Here is a 25950-nt window from a genome sequence, read left to right on the forward strand (position 1 = left end):
TTATAAATTTACTTTTTGTAAAATCTGCTTTTCATTTTACTAAAAAACTCAGGTGTAACACCAATATAGGAAGCGATTTGTTTTTGAGGCAGATAGTTGACCAATTGAGGATATCGAAGACAGAATTTTTCATAGCGATCTTCCGCGGAAAGGCTCAGATTTTCTATCAATCTTTGTTGGTTGTGTACCAGAGATTTTTCAATGATAATTCTAAAAAAACGTTCAAACTTTGGCACATCAGCATACAATAATTCTTGATGCTCTCTGTGCAGCAATATGGCTTCTGAAGCCTCCAATGTTTCAATATTAAGTGTCCCTGGTTTTTGTGAAATGAGACTGTAAATATCCCCAATCCACCAATCTACCGGAGCAAAACTTAACACATGTTCAAAACCATTTTGATCTGTGGTATAGCCTCTGAGACATCCCTTTGTAACAAACCAGGTATTGTAACATATTTCACCTTCAGATAAAATCAATTGTTTGTTTTTGTATTTTTTAACATGAAGCACTGAAAAAAAACGCTCTATTTCTGCTGCATTCAGGCTAATGTGTCTGGACACATTTTGTAGAATCAGCTGGAAAGAATCAGGATATTTTGCCAATTTAAAAGAATTTATGTTTAACTAACAAAACTAACAAACAGCCAACACTGCACAAGCTTTTTCAATCTTCCCTTCCTCAAAAAATTTCCTGGCTAATTGGTGATGAGCTGTAATGTCCTCTTTATTTTTGACAAGCAGATCATATTGTTCTTCCTCTTTAAGTAGCTCCAGAGAATGAATTTTATCCGGCCAATTTTTTAACCCGGATAGAATACCAATATCATTTGCGGTAAGAATTTTACTCGTTTTTATATGCATTGGAAGGTTTGGATATCCTACGATAGGTAGATGTTGTGTCTGAGGCATTGCCATCACTGATTTTCCGCTGGCCCTTACATAAAATGCTCTACCCATCCTGCCCATCAGATCAATCTTATGCGGATCTATCCGGCCATTCTCATCAAGTACCGATTCCCGGATGTGCATGCACACCACTTTACAAATAATCAGATGACCCGCTCCACCCTGGTCTCCCAATGGGATAATTTCCTGAACTACGCATTCCATGTTTACCGGAGATTCAAGAACCATCGGAGCTTTTACCTGACTGGCTTTTTCTTGTGTCAATCCCGATTGTTCAAACTCACTGATTTCATGTGGAAAATCCACACTGCAGACCATCATCTGCCGCACAATTTCATAATTAACCACATTGACTACACATTCCTTGCCGACCATAATGTTGTGCAAGGTGTCTTTTGTGGTATTGCCTTCCACTCTGCGATTTGAGGAGAACACAAGGATGGGAGGATTGCTGCTGAAGGCGTTAAAAAAGCTATATGGAGCCAGATTGGTTCTTCCTTGCTCATCTATAGTACTGACGAATGCAATGGGTCTTGGCGCAACGGATCCCAACAAGTATTGATGGAGATCAGATGTGGGAAGGGTGCCCGGGATAATAGTTTTTTTCATAATTCTGGCGGATCCTTAATTTTTTCCAAAAGTAGTTCTTTAGACTTAAAGCCTGTGCATCTCCATCTGTCAACTTTTTGGAATTAAAACCATTAACTCTGTGTAAGCTTTATAAAATATGTTTAGATCCTTTCTCATCGGACTCGCGTTAATTGCATCTTTCTTAATTGTCAGGTATTTCTACTTCAAGCCTATGCTGGTGTTTGGTGAAGATGCCCCTGCATTTACCACTACGGACATCAATGGCCAAAATATCAGCCTTTCAGATTACCGGGGCTACTACCTTCTACTAGACTTTTGGGGAAGTTGGTGCGCACCCTGTCGACGAGAAAACCCGATTCTTGCCATGATGTATGACAAATACAAGGACAGGAAATTCAAGTCGGCTTCCGGGATAAAATTTTTAAGCGTGGCCCTCGAACAAGATCGGGAATCTGCCTTAAAAGCCATTGAAAAAGATGGCCTGGTCTGGCCTGGCCACATCGTCGAAACCCAAATGCTCAAGAGCCCCATGGCTTCTATTTTTGGCATCAAACAAGTGCCCACCAAATTTCTGATCGGGCCCGGTGGCAAAATAATCCTTTCTGACCCTGACATTAAGGAACTGGACGACTACCTGGCAAAAGACCACCCGGCAAACTGACAATTTGACCGAAAAATCAAAATGGCAAGTATATTGAGCAGATAAATATTCGTTAAACAATTAAGAATTATGAGTTCAGAAGAGCATAAAATGTCAGGACATGAAATTGAGATCGAGCATATAGACCAAACTACCCCTCAGGAATCTCAACCTCAAAATACAGAAAACAAGACAGATTCACAGGAAAAGCTTGAAGCAGAACTGGCTGAACAAAAAGACAAATACCTCAGGTTATTTGCTGAGTTTGATAATTATAAAAAACGTACCACCAGAGAGCGCATCGAATTAATTAAGACTGCGGCGCAGGATTTTGTGCAAACCATTCTTCCTGTGTTAGACGATTTTGACCGGGCACAAAAATTGGCAGAGGAACAAAAAAATGATTTGATTTTTCCTGAAGGCATGAAACTGATGCACCACAAATTAATAGGCATTATGAAAAATTCAGGAGTGGAAGCCATGGAATCCAACGGTATGCCTTTTGACCCTAACATCCATGAGGCAATCACTGAAATTCCTGTCACTTCTGAAGAAATGAAAGGCAAAATTGTAGATACCGTGGAAAAGGGATATTACATGCACGATAAAATAATAAGGTTTGCAAAGGTGGTCGTTGGAAAATAATTTTTTCCATACTCCATTATCAGACTTTTCTTAAAGAGACCATATGGCAAAAAGAGATTTTTACGAGGTATTGGGCGTTTCCAAAAATGCGGATGAGGATACGATCAAAAAAGCTTATCGAAAAATGGCAATGCAACATCATCCGGACCGCAATCCGGGCGATAAAGCTGCGGAAGATAAATTTAAGGAAGCTGCAGAAGCCTATGAAATCCTTAGCAATCCCGACAAGAAAGCCCGATACGACCGCTATGGACATGCCGGAGTAGATCCTCAGGCAGGTGGAGGTTTCAATGGTCATGGCGGAATGACCATGGAAGACATTTTTGAAAATTTTGGAGATATATTTGGGGATGGAGGAAGTCCATTTGATGCCTTTTTCGGTGGACGAGGAGGAGGTAGAGGCGGCAGATCCGGTGGCCAGAAGGGTAGTAATTTGCGCATTAAGGTTAGCATGACACTGGAGGAGATCGCTACCGGCGTGACCAAAAAAATAAAGGTTAAAAAACAAATAACCTGCAAGACCTGTCACGGAAGTGGTGCTAAGGATGCTAAATCGGTAAAAACCTGCGGAAGTTGCAATGGCTCAGGATACGTAAGACAAATTAAAAACACATTCCTGGGTCAGATGCAGACCACCACAACCTGTCCTACTTGCAATGGAACAGGTCAACAAATAGCCAACAATTGTACAAGTTGTCGAGGTAGTGGCGTCGAAATGGGTGAGGAAACGATCGAAATCCAAATCCCTGCAGGAGTAGAAGACAACATGCAACTCTCCTTAAGGGGTAAAGGAAATGCAGGGGCCAATGGAGGCATGACCGGAGATTTGTTGATCAATATCGAACAAAAACCTCACGAATTATTTTCAAGGGATGGCATGAACATCCATTATGATCTATACATCAATTTTGCCGACGCTGCTTTAGGCCATCAATTTGAAGTCCCAACTCTGGGAAATCCTGTTAAAATAAAAATTCCGCCTGGAACACAAAGTGGAAAAATTTTCCGCCTTAAAGGCCTTGGCATTCCATCTGTGCAATCTTATGACAAAGGTGATCATTTGATCCATGTAAATATTTGGACACCAAAGAGTGTCACTAATGAAGAAAAAGCCATGTTGGAAAAAATGAGAGGTATGAACAATTTTCAGCCGCATCCTTCCGCTGAAGAAAAAGGCTTTTTCGACCGGATGAAAGAATTTTTCAATGCATAGAACGACATCTAGCCTCTTATTTGTTTTGACCTTTGGCATTCTCTCTTTCCTGTCCTGCAGAAGGCCATTCTATTCAAAAGAAATAAAATTTCCCAAAGAGATCTGGACATACAATCAACCGCTCGAATACAACTGGTCCATTCAGGATACTCATAAAGCCTATGACCTGATTTTGTATGTGCGACATGATGACCAACTGAAATACCAAAATATTTATGTCAGGTGTCACTCTTCTTATCCTGATAAATCGGTCCAAACCCAGGAAGTATCTCTTGAATTGCTGGATGCTGCCGGAAAACCAAATGGGACTTGCAACATGGGAACCTGCACTGCAGAAATCCCACTCATTTTGAATACGGTGTTTCCGGTAATGGGTGATTATGGATTAAAAATAGAACAGTATTCAAGAGTAGATTCATTTCCTGGCTTGAAGGCTGTCAGGTTTGATTTGGTTGAAAGAAAATAATTTCTTAGTTAAATTATTTCGTCCTTCAGTTTCCCTTTAATCGCTCCCAGAATTTTTGCAATTCCTCCGGGTCTCGATTAGGCCTCTCCCGTTCAGGCAATACTTTTAAGTGGTCTCCCTCTCTTGTCAGATTAAAATGAAAAATAAAATCTTTGGGATCATCAAATTTAAAACTAAGCGTCCCGTACCTTAAATCGTTGTATTGTAAACGACCATTCCCCAAATCCATCAGATTGTAGTACTGTTCACTAAACCAAGTCAGAATTTTTAACTCTTTCTGATCCATAAACTCTTTAACCAGGTATTGATTTTGGGGTAATACCCTGATTGAATCAATTTTCCGCTCCTTATCGAATAAGGAATAATACCCACAGTAATAATTACTGTCCTTCTGGGCTATCGAAAACCAAAGAATATTGTTAAAAATAGTAGGTGTAGAAATCATCTTATCAGGTACAATTCCTTGTTTACTTAGTGATGATTCCATAACTTTATCTACATGCTTTCTTGTGGACATAGTGGCCATCATGTAGAAACAACTCACCCCAATCCCCACCCAGTTGGTAATTTGCCTTCTGCGATCTGTACGTGAATAAAAACCACAGGCGATTACAGTAGCGAGAAAAGGAATGGTGTAAATAGGATCTACAATAGAGATGTTGGAAAGAGAAACTCTTACATCCGAAAAAGGCCAGAACAATCTGGTTCCAAAGGTGGTAAAAGCATCCAGAATCGGATGCGTGACAATGGCATAGAAAAACAACCATGCCCACTCTTTATAAGAAACTTGTGGATGTTCCTGGTCTTTTGTTAAATACTCCTTATACAGATCTTTGATTAGAAAATACAAACCAATGGCCAATAAAACAGGTAGAAAATATCCTTTAGATCCAATCAGGAAGATGAGTAGAAAGCTCAATATCCCTGCCATGAGTATAAAAAATAAAGTACTCGTGATAAAACCAACCGTCCGATATTCCTTTCGATTGTAGATTCCGGAACCGTAAAATTTCAATACCATCCAGGCCAATGGAAAAGGCATGATGCAGGCAAACAATAAGGAATGCATTGGTCCACGGTGGAAGGCAAGCGCATCGAGATCTCCCATAAAAAAATTGGACAGCACATCCAGGTCTGGTATGGTGCCGGCAAATGCACCCCATATCAAAGCTTTATTTCCAATTTTTCTTCCTAGAACCGCTTCTCCGCATGCAGCTCCCAAAACCATTTGAGTCAGTGAATCCACGTATTAATTTTTTCTTTTGAAATCGGAGGACTAACATCTGCCCCGATGATTTGTTTATTTGGTATACTTTACAATTAACTCCCGAATACAACGCAACTCTGCTTATTTATGGCTTTTAAACTTGACCATTCACTTTTATTTTGATTTAACCTTCAAATTTAGGCGATCAAATTTAATCGGTGGAGTAATAATGATTAGGTTTGTAGAGGTATATATTAATGCCTTGATTTAAAATAGATATCTAGATGTTTAAATTCCTATTTTATGGGTTGCTCGGAATTACAGCCTTATTCCTTTATAACTGTTTTATCTTATTCAACATGCCTACAGGTTCTAAAGATGCGAGCCTGAATACAAAACTGACCTTTGGCTCAATAACTGTATTATGCGGACTCGTATCTGCCTTGGTGTACTACTTCCATAAGGTTCATCATCAAAAAGCAGCTAACCTTGTCTTATATTCATTTTATGGACTGCTTATCGCGATTACAATTTACGCTGCTTCAAAAGTAAGATGGAATTAATCCTATAATTCTGTTTTCTTTATAATTCTAATTGGATTCTCTTATAGAAGGGTAAAGAGTTAAAACTATAAATTGAAAATTAAAATTCTCTTATACAAATATTGAATCAATTTTTTAATTACTCTAAGTCGGAATATATACACTAAAAAAAAATACTTATTTAGGTAAATGGGAAATCTGTAAATAAAAATTAACAGAATACTTCCATTAAATTTTTCTGAGGTATCCATGAGAATAAACAGCAAGAGGAAAAATTTTTCTATCCTCATATTCACCAATGACGACAGTCGTGTCATCCATTTGGTAAGACATTAAATGCCATATTTTATCCACTGTTGCATTTAATTCAATAGAAACTCCATCTACCCCAACTAAAAACCATCTGTCCTCAATCTTGATCGTTTTAGAATCTCTGATTAAAGCCGGCATTTGTTTCAGGAAAGGGTTACGCAATAAAGCCTTGGTCAAGACATCGAGATATTCTTTAACGTCATGAGTCTTCCAGGATATTTGCTCCGGGATAATGTGATGCTGCTCTGGTACATCATGCATTCTGATGGGCAAAGCTGATGGATAAAAGTGTACATAACCACAATACATTTTTCCAAAATCAAAATTTCTAATCTGAACAAAACGATTGATCTGAAATTCTAAGTACAGTCCAAACTTATGCTGGTTGCGACCATAAAACCAATGGCGATGGATTAAAATATTCTCTTCTTTTTCCCGGTGCGTACCTAAATAAATCCAATCATCCTCAACAGGTGTAGTCTCTTTAATGAGATCTGATTTCTTTATACTTACGCCCATGAATGCCAGCAGATCTTCTTCATGGATAAAGTCATGTTTTTCCCTGGCCTTAACCATTTGCAGAAATAAATAAATTAATCCGATTTCATTCATCAGCTCCTCCACCCAATCTTTTCCTGATTTTATTTTATACGGAAGAGTTCTTAATCTGCGGCCAATAGCAGGCATGCCGCTATCCACTGCCCGGGTTGCCATTTCCTGAATTCTGGATTCATCCTTTTGAAGTACTTCGAATCCCTGACTCAACAAATGAATTATCCAATCTTCAAGCAACTTTAATCCATCGGCAATCCTTTTTGATCTTGCCGAAGGAAGCCGCCCTGCTTTAAAGACCGGATAGTTCATGTAGACATTGGATAAGTTTAAATATTTAATTGATTTAGGGCAATTTCAGATGCAATTTGTTCTGCACTTTTTTTATTGTAATCTTCGGCAGAAGCAATTTCTACGCCATCCACAAAAACACCTACTTTGAATCGATCGCGTTTATCTGTTTTATATTTACTGATTACTCTGAAATCTATCTCCTTGGTATTTTTCTGACACCATTCTAAAAGTTGACTTTTGAAATTGTCATCATACGTTTCAAGTTGCACAATGTTGATGTATTTCCGGAGTATCTTTTTGAGAATATATCTCTTGGTAAAGTCAAATCCGCGCTCTAGATAAATGGCCCCAATTAAAGCCTCCAAAGCATTGCCCAACATGGATTGTGAAATCGCAGTCTGGTTAAATTCCATCATTAATCTATCCAATCCCATTTGTTCAGCTAAATCATTCAGGGTCTTTCTTTTGACGATTTTTGAACGCATCTTGGTCAAAAAACCTTCATTTGCACTTGGGTATTTATTAAATAAATATTCACCAACCACAAAACTTAACAAGGCATCGCCCAGAAATTCCAGTCGTTCGTTTGACTGATACAATTCTAATTTCTCGTTGTTTTGATTGTTAAGCGTGGATTTATGATAAAATGCCAGTTTAAAAAGGTAAATGTTCGAAGGCGTAAAGCCCAATACCGTCCTGAGCCTTTCAACAAAAAACTTATCCTTTGAAAAATACTTATGGTTTGTTCTCTTAAAAAACCTGAATAAGAACCCTAGCATCTCTTAAATATCACTGAACTGTTATGCCCCCCAAATCCAAAGGTATTGCTTAAAAACGCATTAATGGTTTTTTGCTCCGCTTGGTTAAAGGTAAAATTAAGTTTCGGATCCAAATCCGGATCGTCAGTAAAGTGATTGATCGTAGGTGGGATGAAGTGGTGATTCATAGCCAGAATCCCTGCAATACATTCCACAGCGCCGGCTGCACCAAGCAAATGGCCTGTCATGGATTTAGTCGAACTGATGTTCAGTCCATATGCGTGATCTCCAAAAACTTGTTGAATCGCTTTAACTTCTGCAATATCCCCAAGTGGTGTTGAAGTTCCGTGTGTGTTGATGTAATCAATATCCCCTGGTTGCATGCCGGCTTCTTCTAAAGCGAGTTCCATGGCTGCCTTAGCGCCAATGCCATCAGGATGTGGCGCAGTAATATGGTAGGCATCTGCGGTTAACCCTGTACCACAGAGCTCAGCGTAAATTTTTGCACCGCGGGCCACTGCATGTTCATATTCTTCAAGCAACAATGCACCGGCACCCTCGCCAAGAACAAATCCATCCCTCTCCTTATCGTAAGGACGGGAAGCTGTTGCATAATCATCATTTCTTTCTGAAAGCGCTTTCATGGAACTAAACCCACCAACACCTGCTCTGGTAATGGCTGCCTCCGAACCACCTGCCAATATAATGTTGGCCTTGCCATGGCGTATAAAATCAAATGCATTTGAAATTGCATGACTGGACGATGCACAAGCAGATACGGTTCCATAATTTACACCCATAAGTCCATATTTGATGGAAATATGTCCCGGGGCAATATCAGAAATTAATTTTGGAATCAAAAAAGGGCTGTATCTCGGAGCACCTGTGTGCAATGCTGCTTCGGAGAGGTCTGTTTCTAAGGTATAAAAACCACCAATTCCGGATCCCCAAATTACGCCAAACTTCATTCTATTGACGGACTCCAGATCGATATTCGAATCTTTGATGCATTCTTCTGCTACAACCAAAGCGTATTGTGCGAAGGGATCCAATTTGCGAGCCTCCTTTTTATCCAGAAAGTCTTCCGGATTAAATCCCTTAAGCTCACAGGCAAAGCGGGTTTTGAATAAAGTTGCATCAAAACGAGTAATGGGTCCGGCTCCACTGCTGCCACTCCTTATCCCATTTAAAAAGGCATCCTTGTTGTTGCCAATAGGTGTTAAAGCACCAATACCAGTGACTACAACTCTTCTCATGCAAAAGTTCAATTAAGTTAAAGCCCTCCGACGGCTTGCCGGATAGACATCATAAAGGTAAATCGTTTTCCTGAAAAAACTCCCTTATTTGCAGTTGGCCTCTAAATATTCTACAGCCTGGCCCACTGTCTGGATCTTTTCTGCTTGATCGTCTGGAATGGAAGTGTCAAATTCCTTTTCGAATTCCATTATCAGCTCTACCGTATCCAATGAATCGGCGCCAAGGTCGTTGACAAAGCTCGCCTCATGCGTAACTTCAGCTTCATCTACACCCAATTTATCGATAATGATTTTCTTTACTCTTTCAGCAATTGTTGACATTTTTATTAAGATTTTTTTATAAGAGCGCAAAAATAATGAATATCAAAAGCCATTTCAAATAAATGAGCTAAAATTTATCAAGTATTTTATGCAACTACTAAACATGCATAGGGGTTAATTTTGTTCCATAGTTTGATAAAATATTATAAATGTCATTACATAACACAAAAATTGTAGCTACAATCGGCCCAGCGTCAAGTTCTTATGAAGCCTTGAGAGATCTTGCCTTGGCTGGTGTAGCGGTCTTTCGGCTTAATTTTTCTCATGGCAAACATGAAAATCATGCCTCTGTCATTGAGCATATTACCCGAATTAACGAAGAATTTGACATGCACGTGGGCGTTTTGGCCGACCTGCAAGGACCAAAATTGAGAATCGGCCTAATTGAGAATAATGCTCTTCCTGTGAATCCGGGGGACATTTTGACATTTAAAGATGAAGAATGTATGGGCAATGCCCAACAAATCTATATGAGTTATGACCATTTTGCGAGAGATGTCAAACCAGGTGAGAAAATTCTGATCGACGATGGCAAACTGGTTTTTGAAGTCCTGGAAACCAATTTTAAGGATACTGTTAAACTGATTTGTCTTTATGGAGGGATTTTGTCTTCCAATAAAGGAGTTAATTTACCAGACACCGAAGTTAGCTTACCCTGCTTGACGGAAAAAGATCTGGCCGATCTTGAATTTATCCTGACCAAACCGGTCAACTGGATTGCGCTATCTTTCGTGAGGAAGTCTTCTGATGTGGAAGATCTCCAACGAAGAATCGCGGCAGCTGGTCATTATGCAAAAGTGATCGCTAAAATTGAAAAACCGGAAGCCATCCGCAATATTGATAACATCATTAAAGTCAGTAACGCAATCATGGTAGCGCGCGGTGACCTCGGAGTAGAAATGCCCATTGAACAACTTCCCGCAATGCAAAAAATGATCATAAACAAGTGCATCCAGCGTTCCAGACCGGTAATCGTTGCCACACAATTGATGGACAGTATGATTACTAACCCATCCCCTACGCGTGCAGAAGTTACAGATGTGGCAAATGCTGTACTCGATGGCGCGGATGCGGTAATGCTCAGTGCAGAAACCTCTGTGGGTAAACATCCGGTGATTGTAGTGGAAGCCATGAACCGAATCATCTCGGAAGCTGAAAAACATTATGCCTTCCAGACACGAAGACCAAAACCTTCCGAGAAGTCTTCCACTTTTATTAGTGATGTTGTTTGTTTTAATGCAGCAAAAACAGCTGAGGAAATTAAAGCAACTGCCATTATTGGGTTGACCGTCTCCGGATATACTGCATTTAAAACTTCCTCTTACCGAACAAACTGCCCCATTTATATCTTTTCCAGTGCACACCACATGTTGGGGACATTGAATTTGGTTTGGGGCGTAAGATGTTATTATTATGACAAAATGAGTTCAACTGATGATACCATCGAGGATGTTGTGGAAATTCTAAAGACGGATGGCAAAGTTAAATCCGGCGATTTCATTGTGAATACAGGAAGTATGCCTGTACATAAAAAACTTCGTACTAACATGCTCAAAGTAACCGAGGTCGAATAAAAAGTCTTTCTTTTCGTTATCAAAAAGCAATGTCTGACAGTTACATGAATACAGCCGGAATTTTATACTCATTTAAACAATTCTTACTTTTTACCAGATATATTGGTATCCGGATACCTTTTATATTCGGGTTATATTGCCTAATTCAATTACCTGCCCTCAGTCAAAAAACAACTACACAAATAGAACTGGAATCCAAACTTATTGATGCCATCAAGGAAGAAGAAATCGGAAATCCTGAGAAGGCGATCCTCATTTTAGAAAAAATGAGATATGAACCCGAAACTAAAGCAACAGTCAATTATTATCTCGCAAGACTGTATGAAAAAAGTTCCAGACATGAAGAAGCTCTTCTTGCGATTCAAGAAAGTGTACTTGCCGATCCAGGCAATAAATGGTTTAAGGTTTTTAAAGCAAATCTGCTGGAAAAAACTGCACGATATGAACAGGTGGCAAGTGTCTTTGAAGAACTTGTCAAAATCGAACCCCAGAATTATACTTTCTATGACTTGGCTGCCATTAACTACTTAAAGGCTGAGAAATCCGAAAAGGCATTAACCATCCTCGACCAGGCCCAAATCAAATTCGGTCCAATGCCTCCCCTGGTTTTAAAAAAAGCGGAGATCCTGAAAGTCCAAAAGAAATATAAAAAAGCTGCAGAGTCTTTAGAATTATCTTTGAAAGATTACCCAAATCATAAAGAATTGTATCCAAGTTTGATAGAATGTTATAGTGCGGAAAACAAAATTCAGGAAAAAGATGCTGCACTCGCCAAACTAAAATTTTTGGATCCGGAACATCCCCTTTTTCGTAAACAATCCGATGCACCTCCTGCAAATATGTCTTCTGCTGACTTGATGAAAAGTATAGTGGAGCGAATAATTAATTTGGATGAGGCTATTAAAATATTGATTCCATCCTTACAAAAACTGGCCGATGGTCAGGATAGTCTTCAGGAACAAACTTTGCTTGCACCTGCTTTAAAGCTGACAGAACTTTACCCAAAAGAACCAAAATCTGCAGCATTGGTAGGAGATATATATTTTCACCACAATAATTTATGGAAGGCTGCGGAATGGTATAAAAAATCTGTTGCATTGGGCTCTGTTCCCTATCCGGTTTGGGACAACCTTATCTTTTGTTTATACCAGCTAAGTCATTGGAAAAGTTTAGAAAAATATGCCAATCTTGCTTTGGATCAGTACCCTAACAACAGTTATCCTTATTACGCTTTAGCAATTACTCAATATCACAACAGCCACTACGAAGAAGCACTTACAAACGCAGAACATTTCTTGTTGATCAACCGAAAAAATGAAATAAATAAATCGCTTGCCCATGTGATCCTTGCAAAAATATACTTCGCAATGAAAAATGAAACCCAGGCGAATGTACAATGGGAAGCCATGAGGCAAATAAAAAACAAAGCAAGTGGCGGCGAACTTGAATATCTGGTTTACTGTCAAAAAAACGGCAAGGAATACTCTGCTGAAGCACTAAAAAATGCAGCTGATAATATTTCAATTCCTCAATATTTCAGAAATTATAAGTTGGCTGAAATTTATTACCTGAAAAAAGATTATCCTTCTGCCTTGGCATCTATAATAAATGCTTTGAATTTTCCTCAGGCCCATATCCCTGAAATTCTTGAACTGGCATATTATATTCTCACTGCATCAAACAATTCGACAGATGCAAAAAAATATATCTTAGAAGCTGTTGAGTTATCAGAAGATAAGTTAAAATATAATGCCTTACTTCAAAAAATAAATTAATCCTTTGAAAGATAATTTTCTATTTGCAGCTTCAGCGATAATGTTAACCCTGTTTTCTTGCAGTACAACAAAAAGAAAATCATCTGAATCCGGTTACATTCACCCCCCCATTAATATTAATAAATTAACCGAAGAATTAAAACTCAGACAGGATTATCTATACCTCACACTCAAGGGGAACATGGAATTCGAAAACCAGGATATCAGCACTTCTGCTCAAGTCACCCTGCAAAGTAAAAAAGATAGCCTTATTATACTTAGCCTGCGCAAATTAGGTTTTGAGGTTGCCCGTGCGCTTATTCAGCCGGACAGCATTATTATCATAGATCGAATTAACCAGAGTTGGGTAAAATTGGACACTAAAGTTTGGAGTGAAAAATTAAATATACCAATTGATTTTTATGGCATTCAAAATATACTTATTTCTGGAATTCATCTGCCTGTTGGTCCCGAATATACCACCCAACAAAAAAGGGATACATTATTGGTTGACGGAGTAGCTGAAAACTATTCTTTACAGTCATCTTTGCTTTCTAATGAATATGCTCCATTAAATACTTCATTTCATCAATCGGGTAAACATGCGCAGATGATTATTAAGGAGTTGTCAAAATCTGGCCACTTTTTAATTCCAGTCAACCTTCAATTGACCTATGATGAAGACAATTCTGAAATTCAATATGTAAAATTAAAATGGAGTGAAATACACACCAGAAAAATAGAAAGTTTTAAATTTACCATTCCGGCAAGTTACACCAACGAAACAAGGTAGTCCAAAATGAATAATTTCAAATTTCGATACGTACTGCCTTTGATGGTTTTTTGGTTTTCATGCCCATGGAACTATAGTAACTCTCTACAAGCACAGACAGCTTCGGAAAGAAGAAATTACCTATCCAAACAAATCCAAAAGACAGAAGAAATTTTATTGCAGTCAGAAAAAGAAAAAATGACTGCTTTTAAAAATATGCAGATCCAGATTACACAGATTGCCAACAGGAATGAGCTCATTGAAAATACAGCCAAAGAATTAGAAAAACTGGACCAAAGTCTTACCAAATTAAAATCAGAACATCACGAAAATTTGAATAGACTGGAAATATTAAAAGAAGAGTACTTTAAGAGCCTTCGCAGAAAATGGATGCAGAGAAATACGGTAAAGGCAAATTATTTATTTGCACCTCATTCAGAATTAAATGCCATCATAAAGTCATGGGTCTGGTATGACCAATTGGATAGAGAAAGAAAAGAAAAATATACTCAATTTAAAAAATCACAGGAACTTGTTTTGGAAAAACAAAATGAAATACTCAAGCAAATAAATATTCAAAAAGAATTGCTTCATTCAAAAGAAACAGAGAAAAATAAACTGGCCGAAGACTTGAAGAAGCAACAAATTATGATTTCGGAAAACCAAACTAAAAAACAAGAATGGCTGACCTTAATCAAAAAGTATCAAAAAGAAATGAGCAAAATTGAATCCATTGTCAGCAGTGGAATTAAAGAAAACAACCTAGATCTTTCAAAAAATAAAAATATTTCAACTTCTTTAAAATCAGATTGGCGATTCCCTTTAAAAGAGGGAATTGTAGTATCCACCTTTGGCACCCAAAATGATCCTAATAATCGAGCAGTCAAAATAAAAAACAACGGCGTAGATATCCAATCCAAAAACTCTTTTGTTTCTGCCGTCAATAATGCAGAAGTATTACAAATACGTCAACTTGCTAACGGGACTTACTTGGTTTTATGTAAAGAAGGAAACTTCTATCAGGTATATTCTAACTTAGACAAGGTCCTTGTCAGGGCTGGAGAAACCCTTGCAAAAGGAAACCACATAGGTCAATGTAAAGCTACCCCACAGGGAAGGCATGAATTACATTTTGAAGTTTGGAAAGGAAAAACGCCACAGAATCCAATGAAATTTCTGCTAACGGATTAAGTCTTATTCCTTTCTAAATGATGACTTCCTGCCCAAGATCCGGAATGTCTACATGATCAAACCCAATCTTATTTAAATGCCCTTTGTAGGCAATTTGTGTTTGCTCTTCTCCGTGAACTAGAAAAACTTTGCTCACTGTGTTTTGCTGGTTAGATAGAAAATGACTCATCTCTTTTTGATCTCCATGCGCAGAAAATGAATCCATAATTTCAATTTTGGCATTTACTTTTTTTACTTCACCAAACATTTTAATAAACTCAGCGCCTGATCTCAGGATTCCACCCGGTGTTTCAGGCGAACAATATCCCACAAACAATATGGTATTATGAGGATCCTCTACATTATTGAAAACATGATGTTTGATCCTTCCTGCATTAACCATTCCTGAAGAAGAAATAATAATGCAAGGTTCTTTACTGAAATTAAGTTTTTTGGATTCTGCCACATCATGAATATAATAGAGGTGATTGAATCCGAATGGATCTGGATCTTTAATCATATACTGGTGTAGGTCGAAATCAAAACATTCTGAATGACTTCTGAACACTTCGGTGGCATTAACTGCAAGTGGACTATCCACATAAACAGGAATTTTTGGCAATCGCTTTTCATTGACCAATTGATCCAAAATATAAACAAGTTCCTGAGTCCGACCCAAGCTAAAAGCAGGAATGATCACTTTTCCCTGGTTATCGATACAGGTGGACTGAATGATCTCCATGAGGTGATTTTTTTCTGCAGGCTTCTCAAGATGCAACTTATCCCCATAAGTAGACTCCGTAATGATAAAATCTGAAGGCAACATAAAATGTGGATCATTCAGAATTGGCCGGTCTGGTCTGCCGATATCTCCACTAAATGCAAAACGAAGATCATCCCCTTGCGTTTTGATCCGGAGATTAACACTGGCAGATCCGAGTATATGACCTGCATCGGTAAAAATTAAATGTACGCCGGGTGAAATTTCTATCAACCTGTCATAAGACATCCCCACAAATAGAGTCATTGCATTGGCAACGTCTTTAGCAGAATAAAGTGGTTCTCTATGTTGACCTTTATATTTTGGGTTTTTGCGTTTTTTTTCTGCAAGTCTTTTATTGTAAAATTCCACATCACGCTCTTGAATATGTGCAGCATCCATCAACATAATGGAAACCAAATCTCTCGTCGCATGTGTACAGAAGATATCTCCCTTAAATCCATCTTTTACCAATTTCGGAATCCTTCCGCAATGATCAATATGCGCGTGAGACAAAATCATTAAATCAATTTCTTTGGGATCGAATAACCAATCATTATTCAATTGATCTATGTTGTCCACTCTTCCTTGAAATAATCCACAATCCAGAAGAATTCTTAATCCATTTTCCAGTTTAAGTAAATGACAACTACCGGTCACTTCTTTAGCTGCTCCACAAAATTTTATTTTCATTTTTACTCTTTTAATTTAAGACTGAATGCAAGTTATTCATTGCTCAGTTGTTGCACTCCTGAATATATTCTTTCAATCGATTTTTCCTTTCCCACTGCCATAAGCATTTGGTACACATCCGGCCCCATAGGAGTCCCGGATAACATTACCCGAATAGATGGCAAGACCTCTCCCATTTTCATTTGATACAGATTCATGAACTCTTTAATCTTTGCTTCCAAACTATCGTGATTCCATTCCTTCAAATCTTTAAAACCATTTCCTAAATTTATAAATGCATCTGCCCATTCACGCTTCCACTTTTTTGTCTTGAATTCATCATCGGTGGAACTTGGTGGCAATACAATATATTTACCCATATGAAAAAAATCAGTAACTAAAACTGCACGGTCCTTATACAAATGATAAATAGTTTTTAGCTGATCTTCACTAATATCCAATTCATGTTCTGAAAAAATTGCTTTGACTTGATTTTGTAAAACCTGAAAGTCTTCCTTTTGAATGTAAGTTGAATTAAACCATTTTGCTTTATTGTAATCAAACCTCGCTCCTGATTTAATAATCTTCTCCAATGAAAACATTTGAATCAATTCATCCATTGTAAAAATTTCTTGTTCTGTTCCCGGATTCCATCCCAACAGTACTAAAAAATTGATCAAAGCGCCTGGCAAAAATCCCGCTTCTCTGAATCCTGAAAAATTTTCACCCTCTTCTGATTTCCAATCTATAGGAAAAACCGGAAAACCAAATTGAGCACCATCCCGTTTGGATAATTTTCCATTTCCATTCGGCTTTAGAATCAATGGCAAGTGCGCAAACTCTGGCATTTCGGCTTCCCAACCAAAAAATCTATACAACAACACATGGTGCGCTGTACTGCTTAACCACTCTTCCCCACGAATAACGTGGGTGATTTTCATCAACCGATCATCAATAACGTTTGCCATATGATAAGTAGGCATTCCATCTGATTTGATCAAAACTTTATCATCCAACTCCTCTGAATTAAAATTAACTTCTCCTCTTACTTTGTCCACAATGCTCACTGTTTCTGATGGAGGCACCTTCAGTCGAATCACCCATGGCGTGTTGGCATTAAATAAATTCTCAACTTCATCAGCACTCCTTGTAAGACTGTTTTTCATTTGCCCCCTTGTATGGTAATCATACTTTGGCATTGGATTGGATTCAGACGCAAGTCGTTTTTTCATTTCCTCAATCTCATCCGTAGTATCAAAAGCATAATAGGCATAACCAAGATGGATCAATTGCTTTGCATAATCTAAATAAATTGCCTTTCTTTCAGATTGTCGGTATGGACCATAAGGACCGCCATAACCCAATCCTTCATCAGGAATCAATCCTGTCCACCGCAAACTCTCCAAAATATATTCTTCGGCACCGGGGACATATCTGGTTTGGTCTGTATCTTCTATTCTTAGTATGAATGTGCCCTTATTCTGTTTCGCAAACAAGTAATTATATAGTGCAGTTCGTACACCACCTATATGCAAGGCCCCTGTCGGACTTGGGGCAAATCGTACTCTTACCGGATTCATCAAATGATTTGGTTTTGTCAATTATTAGTAATTATTAGGCATCATTTAACACGAAACTAAACCTTTAAATAAGAAATTTGTATTTATTCTTACCGTTCAGCGCAAAAATAGTCATTCCTCCAGCAATAATAACTTCATGTATCTAAGCTTCACACCAAAATTTCTTCAGCAATTACTTCCCGGGCTGATATGGAGGATGGAATCCGTAGAAAAAAAAGTTTATTTAACTTTTGACGATGGTCCTATCCCTGAAGTTACGCCATGGGTATTGGATGAGTTAGACAAGTACGGTGCAAAAGCTACTTTTTTTTGTGTAGGTCAAAATGTCGAAAAATATGGAGATATTTTCCATCAGTTGAAGTCTCAGGGACATACCATCGGTAGCCATACTTATAACCATATCTCAGGCTGGGCTTCTGATAATCTGGATTACATGCTCAACGTGAGAAAGGCCTCTAAAATATGTGAATCGAATATTTTCAGGCCACCTTATGGCAAAATTCGTCCCTCACAAACCCGATTCCTTAAACACCACTATCGGATTGTAATGTGGGATGTACTGAGTGGGGATTTTGATCCAAATATCAGCGCTGAGCAATGTTTGCAAAATGTGCTGAAAAACACCATTGCGGGTTCTATCGTCGTTTTTCACGACAGCATCAAGTCATTTGAAAAACTAAAATTTGTACTCCCAAGGGTTTTGAATTATTATTCTGAACAAGGATATCAATTTGTCAATTTGGATGAATTATCCGGAAAGTCTCCTGTCAATAGACTTGTTGGCGTGAATTCATAAGCTCAACTCTGAATTGTAACTCATATTCAGATTCCATATTAGGAATACACCATATCAGCGCAGTTTTTCAAAAGGCTTGAATAGTCGAGACAAAGATGGATATTCTTATTAAGTCAAGGACGTACTAAAAATGAATCGCTCTTTTAGCTGTAGCATCCAAAGCAGCTTCTTTTAAAGCTTCGGTGTAGGTAGGGTGTGGGTGGCAAATTCGGGCCATATCTTCTGCAGAAGCCCTGAATTCCATTAAAGCCACTGCTTCCATGATCATATCTGCTGCTCTTGCACCTACCATATGGACACCAAGTATTTCATCTGTTTTTTCATCCGCGATCACTTTCACCATACCATCCATATCCATACTCGCACGAGCCCGGCCCAAAGCTTTATAAGGGAATTTTCCGGTTTTATACATTTTGCCCTCTGATTTTAATTGTTCCTCAGTTTTTCCAACAAAGGCCATTTCAGGCCATGTATACACAACCCCGGGAATCAAGTTATAATCAATATGTGGCTTTTGCCCGGCAAGAATTTCAGCTACGAATACTCCTTCCTCCTCAGCTTTATGAGCCAACATGGCTCCTTGGACCACATCACCTATAGCATAAACATTTGGATTAGTAGACTGAAGCTCTTGATTCACTTTTATCTTTCCCCGCTCATCAAGCTCTATCCCGGCAAGTTCAGGATGCAAGTTTTCGGTATAAGGTCTCCTGCCGATACAAACCAAACAATAATCTGATTCCAGTTCCGAGGTTTCTCCGCCTGATTTTGAACGGTATTTTACAAAAGTTTTATTTGTCCGGACGGAAACACTTTCAACAGATTGAGACAAATAAAACTTAATCCCTACACTTTGTAAACTCTTTTGCAATTCTTTTGAACAATCTGAATCCATACCGGGTAAAATGCTATCCATATATTCCAGAATGCTCACCCTCGTGCCCAACCTTGCAAACACTGACCCTAATTCAAGTCCGATAACACCGGCACCAATGATCACCATGGATTGCGGAATTTCATTCAAACTTAGTGCCTCAGTTGAGCTAATTACTCTTTTTTTATCATAGTTAAATGCCTGAGGAATATTTGGTTTGGAACCGGTAGCAACAATACATTTTTTAAATTCGAGCTTTTCCACTTTTCCATTCCCGTCTTCAATTTTTAATTCATTTGGACCGGAAAAAGATGCGCTACCTCTTACCACATTGATTTTATTCTTTTTCATGAGAAATTCAATCCCTTTGGTATTTTGGGCTACAACATCTGCCTTTCGTTTAAACATCTGCGAAGCCTCTATGTCCAGATTGGTGAGTTTAATGCCATGTGTGTCAAAAGTTTTTTTTGCCTGATAAAATAGCTCGCTACTGTCCAACAAAGCCTTGGATGGAATACACCCTACATTGAGACAGGTTCCGCCCAATGTCGGGTACTTTTCAATCAAGGTCACTTGAAAGCCCAATTGTGCTGCGCGGATGGCTGCAACATATCCCCCGGGGCCGGAGCCAATAATTGCAAGATCAGTCATTTGAAAGATTTATAGGTGATAAACGATCAAAACCCGGCTTGGTTTTGAAAGGAGCTATTTTAAAAAAAAGAATAAAAATCCTATTATTCGACTGGAGCTTTGTCTGAAGGTGGTTGGTCTCCCTCGGATTTATCTCTTTGTGGGCGATCAAATTGTGGTCGATCCCTTTGAGGCCGGTCAGATTGTGGTCTGTCAGATTGGGGTCTGTTTCTGTTTTTATTAAATGGCCGGTTATTTTCCCTGTTTCCCGGTTTGTTGAAATTGTCCTGAGGTTTGTTTTCCCGATCAGAATTTGGAGGGGTTTGTCCCTCTCTTGGAGGGCGTGGATTATTTAAAGGTGGCCGCTGTAAATTTGCCTGGCCTTCCGGATTTCCACCTTTTTTCTTTTTCTTCTTTTTCTTCCTCTTTTCAGCAGGCAATTCTACTGCACCGGTTACATCTACAAATTGATCATCCGGATTTACTGCAGGGCTTGCCTCTTCAGCTGCTACAATGTCCTCAGGATATTCACCACGTTCATTCATGGCTTTAATCCTCCGCACTTCATCAGGAGCCAATGGCATTACCGTACTGCGACCTTTGGAAGGCTCATACAAATAATAAAGCATGCCTTTGAAAATATCAATTTTTACAAGGCTAGCCTGTCCATTTTTGGCTTTAAGCCTCTCTACGTTCGATGGATATTTCTCTAATTCATCTACATATAAATCCAACTCATAATTCAAGCAACACTTCAGACGTCCACACTGGCCGGATAACTTAGATTGATTGATAGCAATGTTTTGGTATCTGGCCGCAGTGGTGTTTACAGATTTGAAATCAGTAAGCCAGGTTGAACAGCACAATTCACGTCCACAAGATCCAATACCCCCTATTCTGGCAGATTCTTGTCTGGATCCAATTTGACGCATTTCAACCTTAATCCTGAATTCTTTCACATATTGTTTTACCAATTCTCTAAAATCTATCCACCCGTCAGCAGTATAATAAAAGGTTGCTTTCTTCAAGTCTGCCTGATACTCAATATCTCCGATTTTCATATCGAGACCAAGATTTCGCGCAATTACACGGGCTTTCACCAAAGCAGGTTTCTCCAAATTCCTAGCTTCGGTCATTCGCTCAATATCTCTTGGGTTAGCTTTTCTTAATACTTCTGTAGCAATGCGATCTTCCTTGAAGTTCTTTTTTTTCATTTGCAGCTTGACAAGATCCCCCATCAAACTTATTCTGCCGACATCAAATCCCCCATGACCTGCATCTACCACCACTAAATCTCCTGTGGTGTAACGGTAATAATTACTCATTTTATAGAAAGTCTTCCGTGCGCCATTCTTAAAACTTACCTCAGCAAATTCACAAACGGTCGGATCTTCCAAATCCATTACGGTCAACCAATCGAAAGTATTGAGCTTATTGCAGCCCCCTGAGGAACAATGTCCTTTATCTCCGCATCCTGCAGGCATCCCATTATCACCTGTCTTACATCCAGAACATCCCATTATAGCTAACTGTCTTTATGTCTGCTTGTTACGTAATATTCCCGACAATTTTATCAGGAAATCAAGCAGCAAGATACGAATATTTGCATTCCTTTGAATACCATATGAGCACTCATCCGATAGATCCGCAATGGTTTCAACCTGCAACGGAGTTAAATTACCAGAAATTTTTGCCGCATAGCTTAGAATCGGGTTGGATGGATCCTTTTGGTCTATCACCCCAAATTTTAATCTTAAACTCAGACTAAGGAGTTGATTGAGAAATGCCAGAAACTGCCTTTGCCCATCCCGGTTCAATTGTGCAAAGGTGTCCATCCAGCTCATCATTTCATAAGGATCTTTTTTAAAAGCCATTTGAAGTAAACTTTGAGACAGTTGCAACGAATTCATTTGTGTGTCCTTTGCCCATTCAAGACTTTGTGCATAGTTGCCTTCTGATGCCATCGCAAATCCAAGTGCCAAATCCGAACTTAGATTTAAAGATTTTTCCAAATGGGACGCAATCATAAAATCATCCAGGGGGCTTAATCTGAATTCTTGCGTTCTGGAAAGTACCGTGGTCAGTAAAGATTTGGAATCCTCTGTCACCAAAATAATATAAGCATGTCCAGGAGGTTCCTCCAGCAACTTCAGCAATATGTTTGACTCTTTTCCCAAATACTCAGGCAACCATACCAACATGATGTTGCGATCAGATTCAAATGGTCTAAGAGATAGCCTTTCAATAATTGATCTGGATTCTTTAGCGCCAATATTTGCTTGCTTGTTTTCTTTATCGGCATAACTCAACCAGTTTTGAATGCTCATGTATGGGTTTTGCTTCACAGCAATTCTGAAAGCTCCATAATGTTCCTTGCACAATTCTCCAGACCCTACCAGTGGGAAGGAAAAATGAACATCAGGATGAATCAGTCCGCCCACTTTATAACATGAACTACAGACTCCGCAAGGTTTGTCCTCCGCAGCACACAACATGGTCTGAATGATCGATAATGCAAAAACCAACTGCCCACTACCCGGGGACCCACTTATCAAACTGCAATGTGGAAATCTGTCCTGACTTAAAACGGTCTTGACATGTTCTGTTAATGTCTGTTGTCCAATCAATTCATCAGACCATAAAAATTTTGGATGATCGACAACAACAACTTCTGGTTCTCCAAATAACATCTATTCTTTGATTGACACAACAAATATAATTGAATTCAAATTGCAGCTGACATTAGATGAATATATATGGCGGTGCTTATAATTTTTAATTGTATCACTACCATCAAAATCAATGCAACCAAAATTCAAACGAAAGAAGCGAAATGTCTGCTGTTTTATTTGAATAAATTGACAATCCAAAATGGCAATATACCCGCAATGAAAGTAAGGATTGACATAAGTATAAGAACCCCTTGATAGGTCCATGAAACAGACCATACAGCTTGTTCGGAATTTTTTGTAAACATCCTGTTTATGATCTTAAAATAGTAATACATGGAAGTCACTGCAAAAACCAAAGCCATCACAACCAAAGCGATTGAACCTACAGAGGCGGCATGGTTTAAAACAAAAAGTTTTGCCATAAATCCTGCCGTAAGTGGCCCCCCGCCAAGTGAAATGAGCGCGATGGTCATCACAACTGCTAAAACCGGATTCGCATAAAACAAACCTTCAAACTCGTCAATGTGGTCAGACCCCTTTTTGTTCTCTACAAAATAACAAACAAAGAAACATACCAAAGAGGCTAAACAATAGGCTACCAAATAATAAAGTATTGGCCATGAATCCTCTTGTTTGAGTTGAAGAAAACCAATTAAAATAAATCCCGCCTGCACGATACTGGAATAAGCCAATAGACGCTTCACACTGGTCTGTGTATATGCCATGATGTTGCCAAGAACTAAACTCGCCAAAGCAACAATACTCATCAACCAAAACATCCATTCGCCAACATTATTTCCAAGGTACCTTAAAAATTGAAACAAAGCGCCAAAAGCAGCAATCTTGACGATTGTAGCCATGGTTGCTGTAAAAATGGTTGGAGATCCCTGATAAACATCAGGTGCCCAAAAATGAAATGGCACCAGTGCAACTTTAAAAGCAAACGCACAGAAAATAATCAGCACGCTCAATTGAAATATAGGTGAATCGCCTACATGAAGATCATATATTTTTAAAGTGCCTGTGGATGCATAAAACAAGGCTATTCCAAACAGTAAAATCGCACTTGAAAATGCACCTAAAATAAAATACTTAAGAGCGGCCTCATTGGATTGTAAAATCCTTCGGTCAGCTCCCGCCAATATGTACATGGCAATGGACATGATCTCAATTCCAAGAAACAGAACAATAAGATCCAGATGAGAAACCATCATGATCCCTCCTATCAATGAAAATAAAATGAGTCCCGTAAAATCAGCTACTTCCTCAGAACCTCTTTTGCTGAATACATTTATAAATGGAAGTATGAACAATGCAATTACTAAAATCAAATAATTAAAAATTAGTGGTGGACCATGCAGACTCATCATTCCTCCCATCCATTCATTGTACATTTTTGTTGCTGCAAGATAAGCCGCTATTGCACCTAGTACGCCCAAGATAGCAATGGGAACAATCAGTTTCGTTTTCCTGGTAAATCCAAGAAACAAAATCAACACGCCTATAATGGTAAGTATAATTAATGGCAACATGAGCTTAAACCTTAGATTTTAAAATGAGCAAATTGTGCAACAGCATATTCGGAAAGTTCGAGCCAGGTTTTTGGAAAAAAACCAAAACTCAAAATGATGAATATCATCACTATAAAAATATAATCTTCTTGAATTTTCAACGGAGCAAAGGAACTGTTTTCCTGTAAGGACTCTCCCATCATGGATTTTTGAAAAAAGCGCAGCATGTACACAGCGCCAAGTATAATGCTTACACCTGCAATGGCGCCTAACCATAAATTATATTCCGTTATTCCCCACAACATATACAATTCACCAATAAATCCATTCGTCAAAGGCAATCCCACTGAAGCAAGTACAATCACGAAAAAATAAACAGCAAGCCTGGGTTGAGATTTTGCCAAACCGGTATATCCATAAATACTTGGGTTGTTATTTCTTTGCATCAAAACATCAATTACAAAAAATAAACCGGCTGCCAATATTCCGTGTGTAAACATTTGAAACAAACTGCCCTCTAATCCGGAAACCGTTCCTGAAAATAATGCAGCTGCAATCATGCCCATATGTGATAAGGAAGAATACGCAACTATTCGGGTCATCTCTGATTGCCTCCATGCAACCAAAGCCCCGTATATTACACCTATCAAACAAAGACATATCAATGCATACCTCATGGAATCAATTGCTTCCGGTACCACATTGTAAAATCTCAACATGCCGAAGACACCCATTTTTGATAGGATAGCAGCAATAAGAATTACGGTCGGACGATCTGCCTGTGCATATAAATCAGCCTGCCAGGTATGAAATGGAAACAATGGTGATTTTATAGCAAACGCTACAAACAAGCCACCCAAAATCCACATTTGCGCATCCAATGGTAGATCTATCAAATAAATAGTAGACCAATCACCAGCTTTATTAATTCCAATCAATGAATAAAAATAAATGATCGCACCCAACATCAGCAAACTTCCAAAAACCGTATATATAAAAAACTTGAAAACTGCTTTTTTCCGCTCAGGTCCACCATGCATAAGTACAATGAGATAAAAAGGAATTAGGGCCGCTTCAAAGAATACATAAAATGTAATGGCGTTTTGTGCCGCAAAAAATCCAAGCAATGCGGATAAACCTAAAAGCATTAAGCCGTAATATGTTGCTCCTTTTTCTTCTGCTTTAGGTAAAGATGCAGTTATTCCGATGGGAAATACCAAAGAGGTAAGCAACATCAGAATGAGACTTTGTGAATCAAGGCCCATGTGAAACTCTGCATTAATGCCCGGAATCCAATTGAATATAAAACTACCTGTCACCCCTTTATGCGGATGATACGAACTCATCTGGTATAAAAAAATAAACAGACTTAATACACTAGCAGTAAGGGCAATTTTTCCTGCTGATTTTCTGCCGGCAAAAAAAACAAGAACAGCAGAAATCAATGGAAAAAGTATCAACAGTAAAACTGAATTCATAC

Annotated in this window: 24 protein-coding genes; 10 read left to right on the forward strand and 14 right to left on the reverse strand. The window is 38.6% G+C overall.

Annotated elements, in window-relative coordinates; all coding sequences use genetic code 11:
- Positions 1-8: 8 nt before the first annotated feature.
- Positions 9-605, reverse strand: coding sequence for a Crp/Fnr family transcriptional regulator (locus tag IPJ83_07265; GenBank protein ID MBK7880340.1), 597 nt, complete (start codon positions 603-605; stop codon positions 9-11).
- A 30-nt stretch (positions 606-635) separates the two neighbouring features.
- Positions 636-1517, reverse strand: coding sequence for a flavin reductase family protein (locus tag IPJ83_07270; protein ID MBK7880341.1), 882 nt, complete (start codon positions 1515-1517; stop codon positions 636-638).
- 118 nt (positions 1518-1635) lie between these two features.
- Here IPJ83_07270 and IPJ83_07275 point away from each other — a divergent pair, with 118 nt between their 5' ends.
- The 4 genes from IPJ83_07275 (at position 1636) to IPJ83_07290 (ending at position 4463) form a co-directional block, all read left to right on the forward strand.
- Positions 1636-2160, forward strand: a complete 525-nt coding sequence (locus IPJ83_07275; protein MBK7880342.1) for a TlpA family protein disulfide reductase — start codon at positions 1636-1638, stop codon at positions 2158-2160.
- A 69-nt stretch (positions 2161-2229) separates the two neighbouring features.
- Complete coding sequence (locus tag IPJ83_07280; protein MBK7880343.1) at positions 2230-2784, forward strand: nucleotide exchange factor GrpE; 555 nt, start codon at positions 2230-2232, stop codon at positions 2782-2784.
- 43 nt (positions 2785-2827) lie between these two features.
- Positions 2828-3997, forward strand: coding sequence for a molecular chaperone DnaJ (gene dnaJ / locus IPJ83_07285; protein ID MBK7880344.1), 1170 nt, complete (start codon positions 2828-2830; stop codon positions 3995-3997).
- Positions 3990-4463 (forward strand): gliding motility lipoprotein GldH, encoded by a 474-nt coding sequence (locus IPJ83_07290; protein MBK7880345.1) that lies wholly within the window; start codon positions 3990-3992, stop codon positions 4461-4463. Before dnaJ ends, IPJ83_07290 begins: the two co-directional genes overlap by 8 nt.
- A gap of 25 nt (positions 4464-4488) precedes the next feature.
- Here the strand turns inward: IPJ83_07290 and IPJ83_07295 are convergent, their stop codons facing one another.
- Positions 4489-5709: a metal-dependent hydrolase gene (locus tag IPJ83_07295; GenBank protein ID MBK7880346.1), complete on the reverse strand. Its 1221-nt coding sequence runs from the start codon at positions 5707-5709 to the stop codon at positions 4489-4491.
- A gap of 245 nt (positions 5710-5954) precedes the next feature.
- On the opposite strand from IPJ83_07295, the gene IPJ83_07300 reads away from it, so the two are divergent.
- Positions 5955-6233, forward strand: coding sequence for a hypothetical protein (locus IPJ83_07300; protein ID MBK7880347.1), 279 nt, complete (start codon positions 5955-5957; stop codon positions 6231-6233).
- 207 nt (positions 6234-6440) lie between these two features.
- Here IPJ83_07300 and IPJ83_07305 read toward each other — a convergent pair whose 3' ends face one another.
- From IPJ83_07305 to IPJ83_07320, 4 genes are all read right to left on the reverse strand, one after another.
- Complete coding sequence (locus IPJ83_07305; protein ID MBK7880348.1) at positions 6441-7388, reverse strand: hypothetical protein; 948 nt, start codon at positions 7386-7388, stop codon at positions 6441-6443.
- A 17-nt stretch (positions 7389-7405) separates the two neighbouring features.
- Positions 7406-8149 (reverse strand): ribonuclease III, encoded by a 744-nt coding sequence (rnc, locus tag IPJ83_07310; GenBank protein ID MBK7880349.1) that lies wholly within the window; start codon positions 8147-8149, stop codon positions 7406-7408.
- Entirely contained in the window at positions 8143-9384 is a 1242-nt protein-coding gene (gene fabF / locus IPJ83_07315; protein MBK7880350.1) for a beta-ketoacyl-ACP synthase II, read from the reverse strand. The genes rnc and fabF overlap by 7 nt, the downstream gene beginning before the upstream one ends.
- An 84-nt stretch (positions 9385-9468) precedes the next feature.
- A complete protein-coding gene (locus IPJ83_07320; protein MBK7880351.1) occupies positions 9469-9705 on the reverse strand; it encodes an acyl carrier protein in 237 nt (78 codons plus the stop codon).
- Positions 9706-9854: 149 nt separating this feature from the next.
- Here IPJ83_07320 and pyk point away from each other — a divergent pair, with 149 nt between their 5' ends.
- The 4 genes from pyk to IPJ83_07340 are packed head-to-tail and all read left to right on the forward strand — an operon-like array spanning position 9855 to position 14996.
- On the forward strand, positions 9855-11279 hold the full coding sequence (gene pyk, locus IPJ83_07325) for a pyruvate kinase (protein ID MBK7880352.1): 1425 nt from the start codon (positions 9855-9857) through the stop codon (positions 11277-11279).
- Between the two features lie 29 nt (positions 11280-11308).
- Positions 11309-13054: a hypothetical protein gene (locus tag IPJ83_07330; GenBank protein ID MBK7880353.1), complete on the forward strand. Its 1746-nt coding sequence runs from the start codon at positions 11309-11311 to the stop codon at positions 13052-13054.
- 4 nt (positions 13055-13058) lie between these two features.
- Complete coding sequence (locus IPJ83_07335; GenBank protein ID MBK7880354.1) at positions 13059-13826, forward strand: DUF4292 domain-containing protein; 768 nt, start codon at positions 13059-13061, stop codon at positions 13824-13826.
- Between the two features lie 6 nt (positions 13827-13832).
- Positions 13833-14996, forward strand: coding sequence for a peptidoglycan DD-metalloendopeptidase family protein (locus tag IPJ83_07340; GenBank protein MBK7880355.1), 1164 nt, complete (start codon positions 13833-13835; stop codon positions 14994-14996).
- Between the two features lie 13 nt (positions 14997-15009).
- On the opposite strand, the gene IPJ83_07345 is transcribed toward IPJ83_07340, so the two are convergent.
- Both IPJ83_07345 and IPJ83_07350 read right to left on the reverse strand, forming a co-directional pair.
- Positions 15010-16428 (reverse strand): MBL fold metallo-hydrolase, encoded by a 1419-nt coding sequence (locus tag IPJ83_07345; protein MBK7880356.1) that lies wholly within the window; start codon positions 16426-16428, stop codon positions 15010-15012.
- A 32-nt stretch (positions 16429-16460) separates the two neighbouring features.
- Positions 16461-17987, reverse strand: a complete 1527-nt coding sequence (locus tag IPJ83_07350) for a glutamate--tRNA ligase (GenBank protein ID MBK7880357.1) — start codon at positions 17985-17987, stop codon at positions 16461-16463.
- Between the two features lie 136 nt (positions 17988-18123).
- Here IPJ83_07350 and IPJ83_07355 point away from each other — a divergent pair, with 136 nt between their 5' ends.
- A complete protein-coding gene (locus IPJ83_07355) occupies positions 18124-18783 on the forward strand; it encodes a polysaccharide deacetylase family protein (GenBank protein MBK7880358.1) in 660 nt (219 codons plus the stop codon).
- Between the two features lie 124 nt (positions 18784-18907).
- Here the strand turns inward: IPJ83_07355 and lpdA are convergent, their stop codons facing one another.
- The 5 genes from lpdA to IPJ83_07380 form a co-directional block, all read right to left on the reverse strand.
- Positions 18908-20308 carry a dihydrolipoyl dehydrogenase gene (gene lpdA, locus IPJ83_07360; GenBank protein MBK7880359.1) on the reverse strand — a complete coding sequence of 467 codons (1401 nt, stop codon included), beginning with the start codon at positions 20306-20308 and terminating at the stop codon, positions 18908-18910.
- Between the two features lie 83 nt (positions 20309-20391).
- On the reverse strand, positions 20392-21807 hold the full coding sequence (locus IPJ83_07365; protein ID MBK7880360.1) for a hypothetical protein: 1416 nt from the start codon (positions 21805-21807) through the stop codon (positions 20392-20394).
- 15 nt (positions 21808-21822) lie between these two features.
- Positions 21823-22977, reverse strand: a complete 1155-nt coding sequence (locus IPJ83_07370) for a hypothetical protein (protein MBK7880361.1) — start codon at positions 22975-22977, stop codon at positions 21823-21825.
- 155 nt (positions 22978-23132) lie between these two features.
- A complete protein-coding gene (locus IPJ83_07375; protein ID MBK7880362.1) occupies positions 23133-24491 on the reverse strand; it encodes an NADH-quinone oxidoreductase subunit N in 1359 nt (452 codons plus the stop codon).
- A gap of 11 nt (positions 24492-24502) precedes the next feature.
- On the reverse strand, positions 24503-25948 hold the full coding sequence (locus IPJ83_07380) for an NADH-quinone oxidoreductase subunit M (GenBank protein MBK7880363.1): 1446 nt from the start codon (positions 25946-25948) through the stop codon (positions 24503-24505).
- Between the last annotated feature and the right edge of the window lie 2 nt (positions 25949-25950).

This window comes from Candidatus Vicinibacter proximus (assembly GCA_016713905.1).
Taxonomy (GTDB): domain Bacteria; phylum Bacteroidota; class Bacteroidia; order Chitinophagales; family Saprospiraceae; genus Vicinibacter; species Vicinibacter proximus.

What these genes read in the sequence shown, in the direction of transcription:
- IPJ83_07370 (MBK7880361.1), bottom strand. Translation starts at nt 22,977, where the DNA reads ATGTTATTTGGAGAACCAGAAGTTGTTGTTGTCGATCATCCAAAATTT.
- IPJ83_07380 (MBK7880363.1), bottom strand. Translation starts at nt 25,948, where the DNA reads ATGAATTCAGTTTTACTGTTGATACTTTTTCCATTGATTTCTGCTGTT.
- IPJ83_07280 (MBK7880343.1), top strand. Translation starts at nt 2,230, where the DNA reads ATGAGTTCAGAAGAGCATAAAATGTCAGGACATGAAATTGAGATCGAG.
- IPJ83_07340 (MBK7880355.1), top strand. Translation starts at nt 13,833, where the DNA reads ATGAATAATTTCAAATTTCGATACGTACTGCCTTTGATGGTTTTTTGG.
- dnaJ (MBK7880344.1), top strand. Translation starts at nt 2,828, where the DNA reads ATGGCAAAAAGAGATTTTTACGAGGTATTGGGCGTTTCCAAAAATGCG.
- IPJ83_07270 (MBK7880341.1), bottom strand. Translation starts at nt 1,517, where the DNA reads ATGAAAAAAACTATTATCCCGGGCACCCTTCCCACATCTGATCTCCAT.
- lpdA (MBK7880359.1), bottom strand. Translation starts at nt 20,308, where the DNA reads ATGACTGATCTTGCAATTATTGGCTCCGGCCCCGGGGGATATGTTGCA.
- IPJ83_07355 (MBK7880358.1), top strand. Translation starts at nt 18,124, where the DNA reads ATGTATCTAAGCTTCACACCAAAATTTCTTCAGCAATTACTTCCCGGG.
- IPJ83_07305 (MBK7880348.1), bottom strand. Translation starts at nt 7,388, where the DNA reads ATGAACTATCCGGTCTTTAAAGCAGGGCGGCTTCCTTCGGCAAGATCA.
- IPJ83_07345 (MBK7880356.1), bottom strand. Translation starts at nt 16,428, where the DNA reads ATGAAAATAAAATTTTGTGGAGCAGCTAAAGAAGTGACCGGTAGTTGT.
- IPJ83_07330 (MBK7880353.1), top strand. Translation starts at nt 11,309, where the DNA reads ATGTCTGACAGTTACATGAATACAGCCGGAATTTTATACTCATTTAAA.
- fabF (MBK7880350.1), bottom strand. Translation starts at nt 9,384, where the DNA reads ATGAGAAGAGTTGTAGTCACTGGTATTGGTGCTTTAACACCTATTGGC.
- pyk (MBK7880352.1), top strand. Translation starts at nt 9,855, where the DNA reads ATGTCATTACATAACACAAAAATTGTAGCTACAATCGGCCCAGCGTCA.
- IPJ83_07275 (MBK7880342.1), top strand. Translation starts at nt 1,636, where the DNA reads ATGTTTAGATCCTTTCTCATCGGACTCGCGTTAATTGCATCTTTCTTA.
- IPJ83_07365 (MBK7880360.1), bottom strand. Translation starts at nt 21,807, where the DNA reads ATGGGATGTTCTGGATGTAAGACAGGTGATAATGGGATGCCTGCAGGA.
- IPJ83_07320 (MBK7880351.1), bottom strand. Translation starts at nt 9,705, where the DNA reads ATGTCAACAATTGCTGAAAGAGTAAAGAAAATCATTATCGATAAATTG.
- IPJ83_07375 (MBK7880362.1), bottom strand. Translation starts at nt 24,491, where the DNA reads ATGTTGCCATTAATTATACTTACCATTATAGGCGTGTTGATTTTGTTT.
- IPJ83_07350 (MBK7880357.1), bottom strand. Translation starts at nt 17,987, where the DNA reads ATGAATCCGGTAAGAGTACGATTTGCCCCAAGTCCGACAGGGGCCTTG.
- rnc (MBK7880349.1), bottom strand. Translation starts at nt 8,149, where the DNA reads ATGCTAGGGTTCTTATTCAGGTTTTTTAAGAGAACAAACCATAAGTAT.
- IPJ83_07300 (MBK7880347.1), top strand. Translation starts at nt 5,955, where the DNA reads ATGTTTAAATTCCTATTTTATGGGTTGCTCGGAATTACAGCCTTATTC.
- IPJ83_07290 (MBK7880345.1), top strand. Translation starts at nt 3,990, where the DNA reads ATGCATAGAACGACATCTAGCCTCTTATTTGTTTTGACCTTTGGCATT.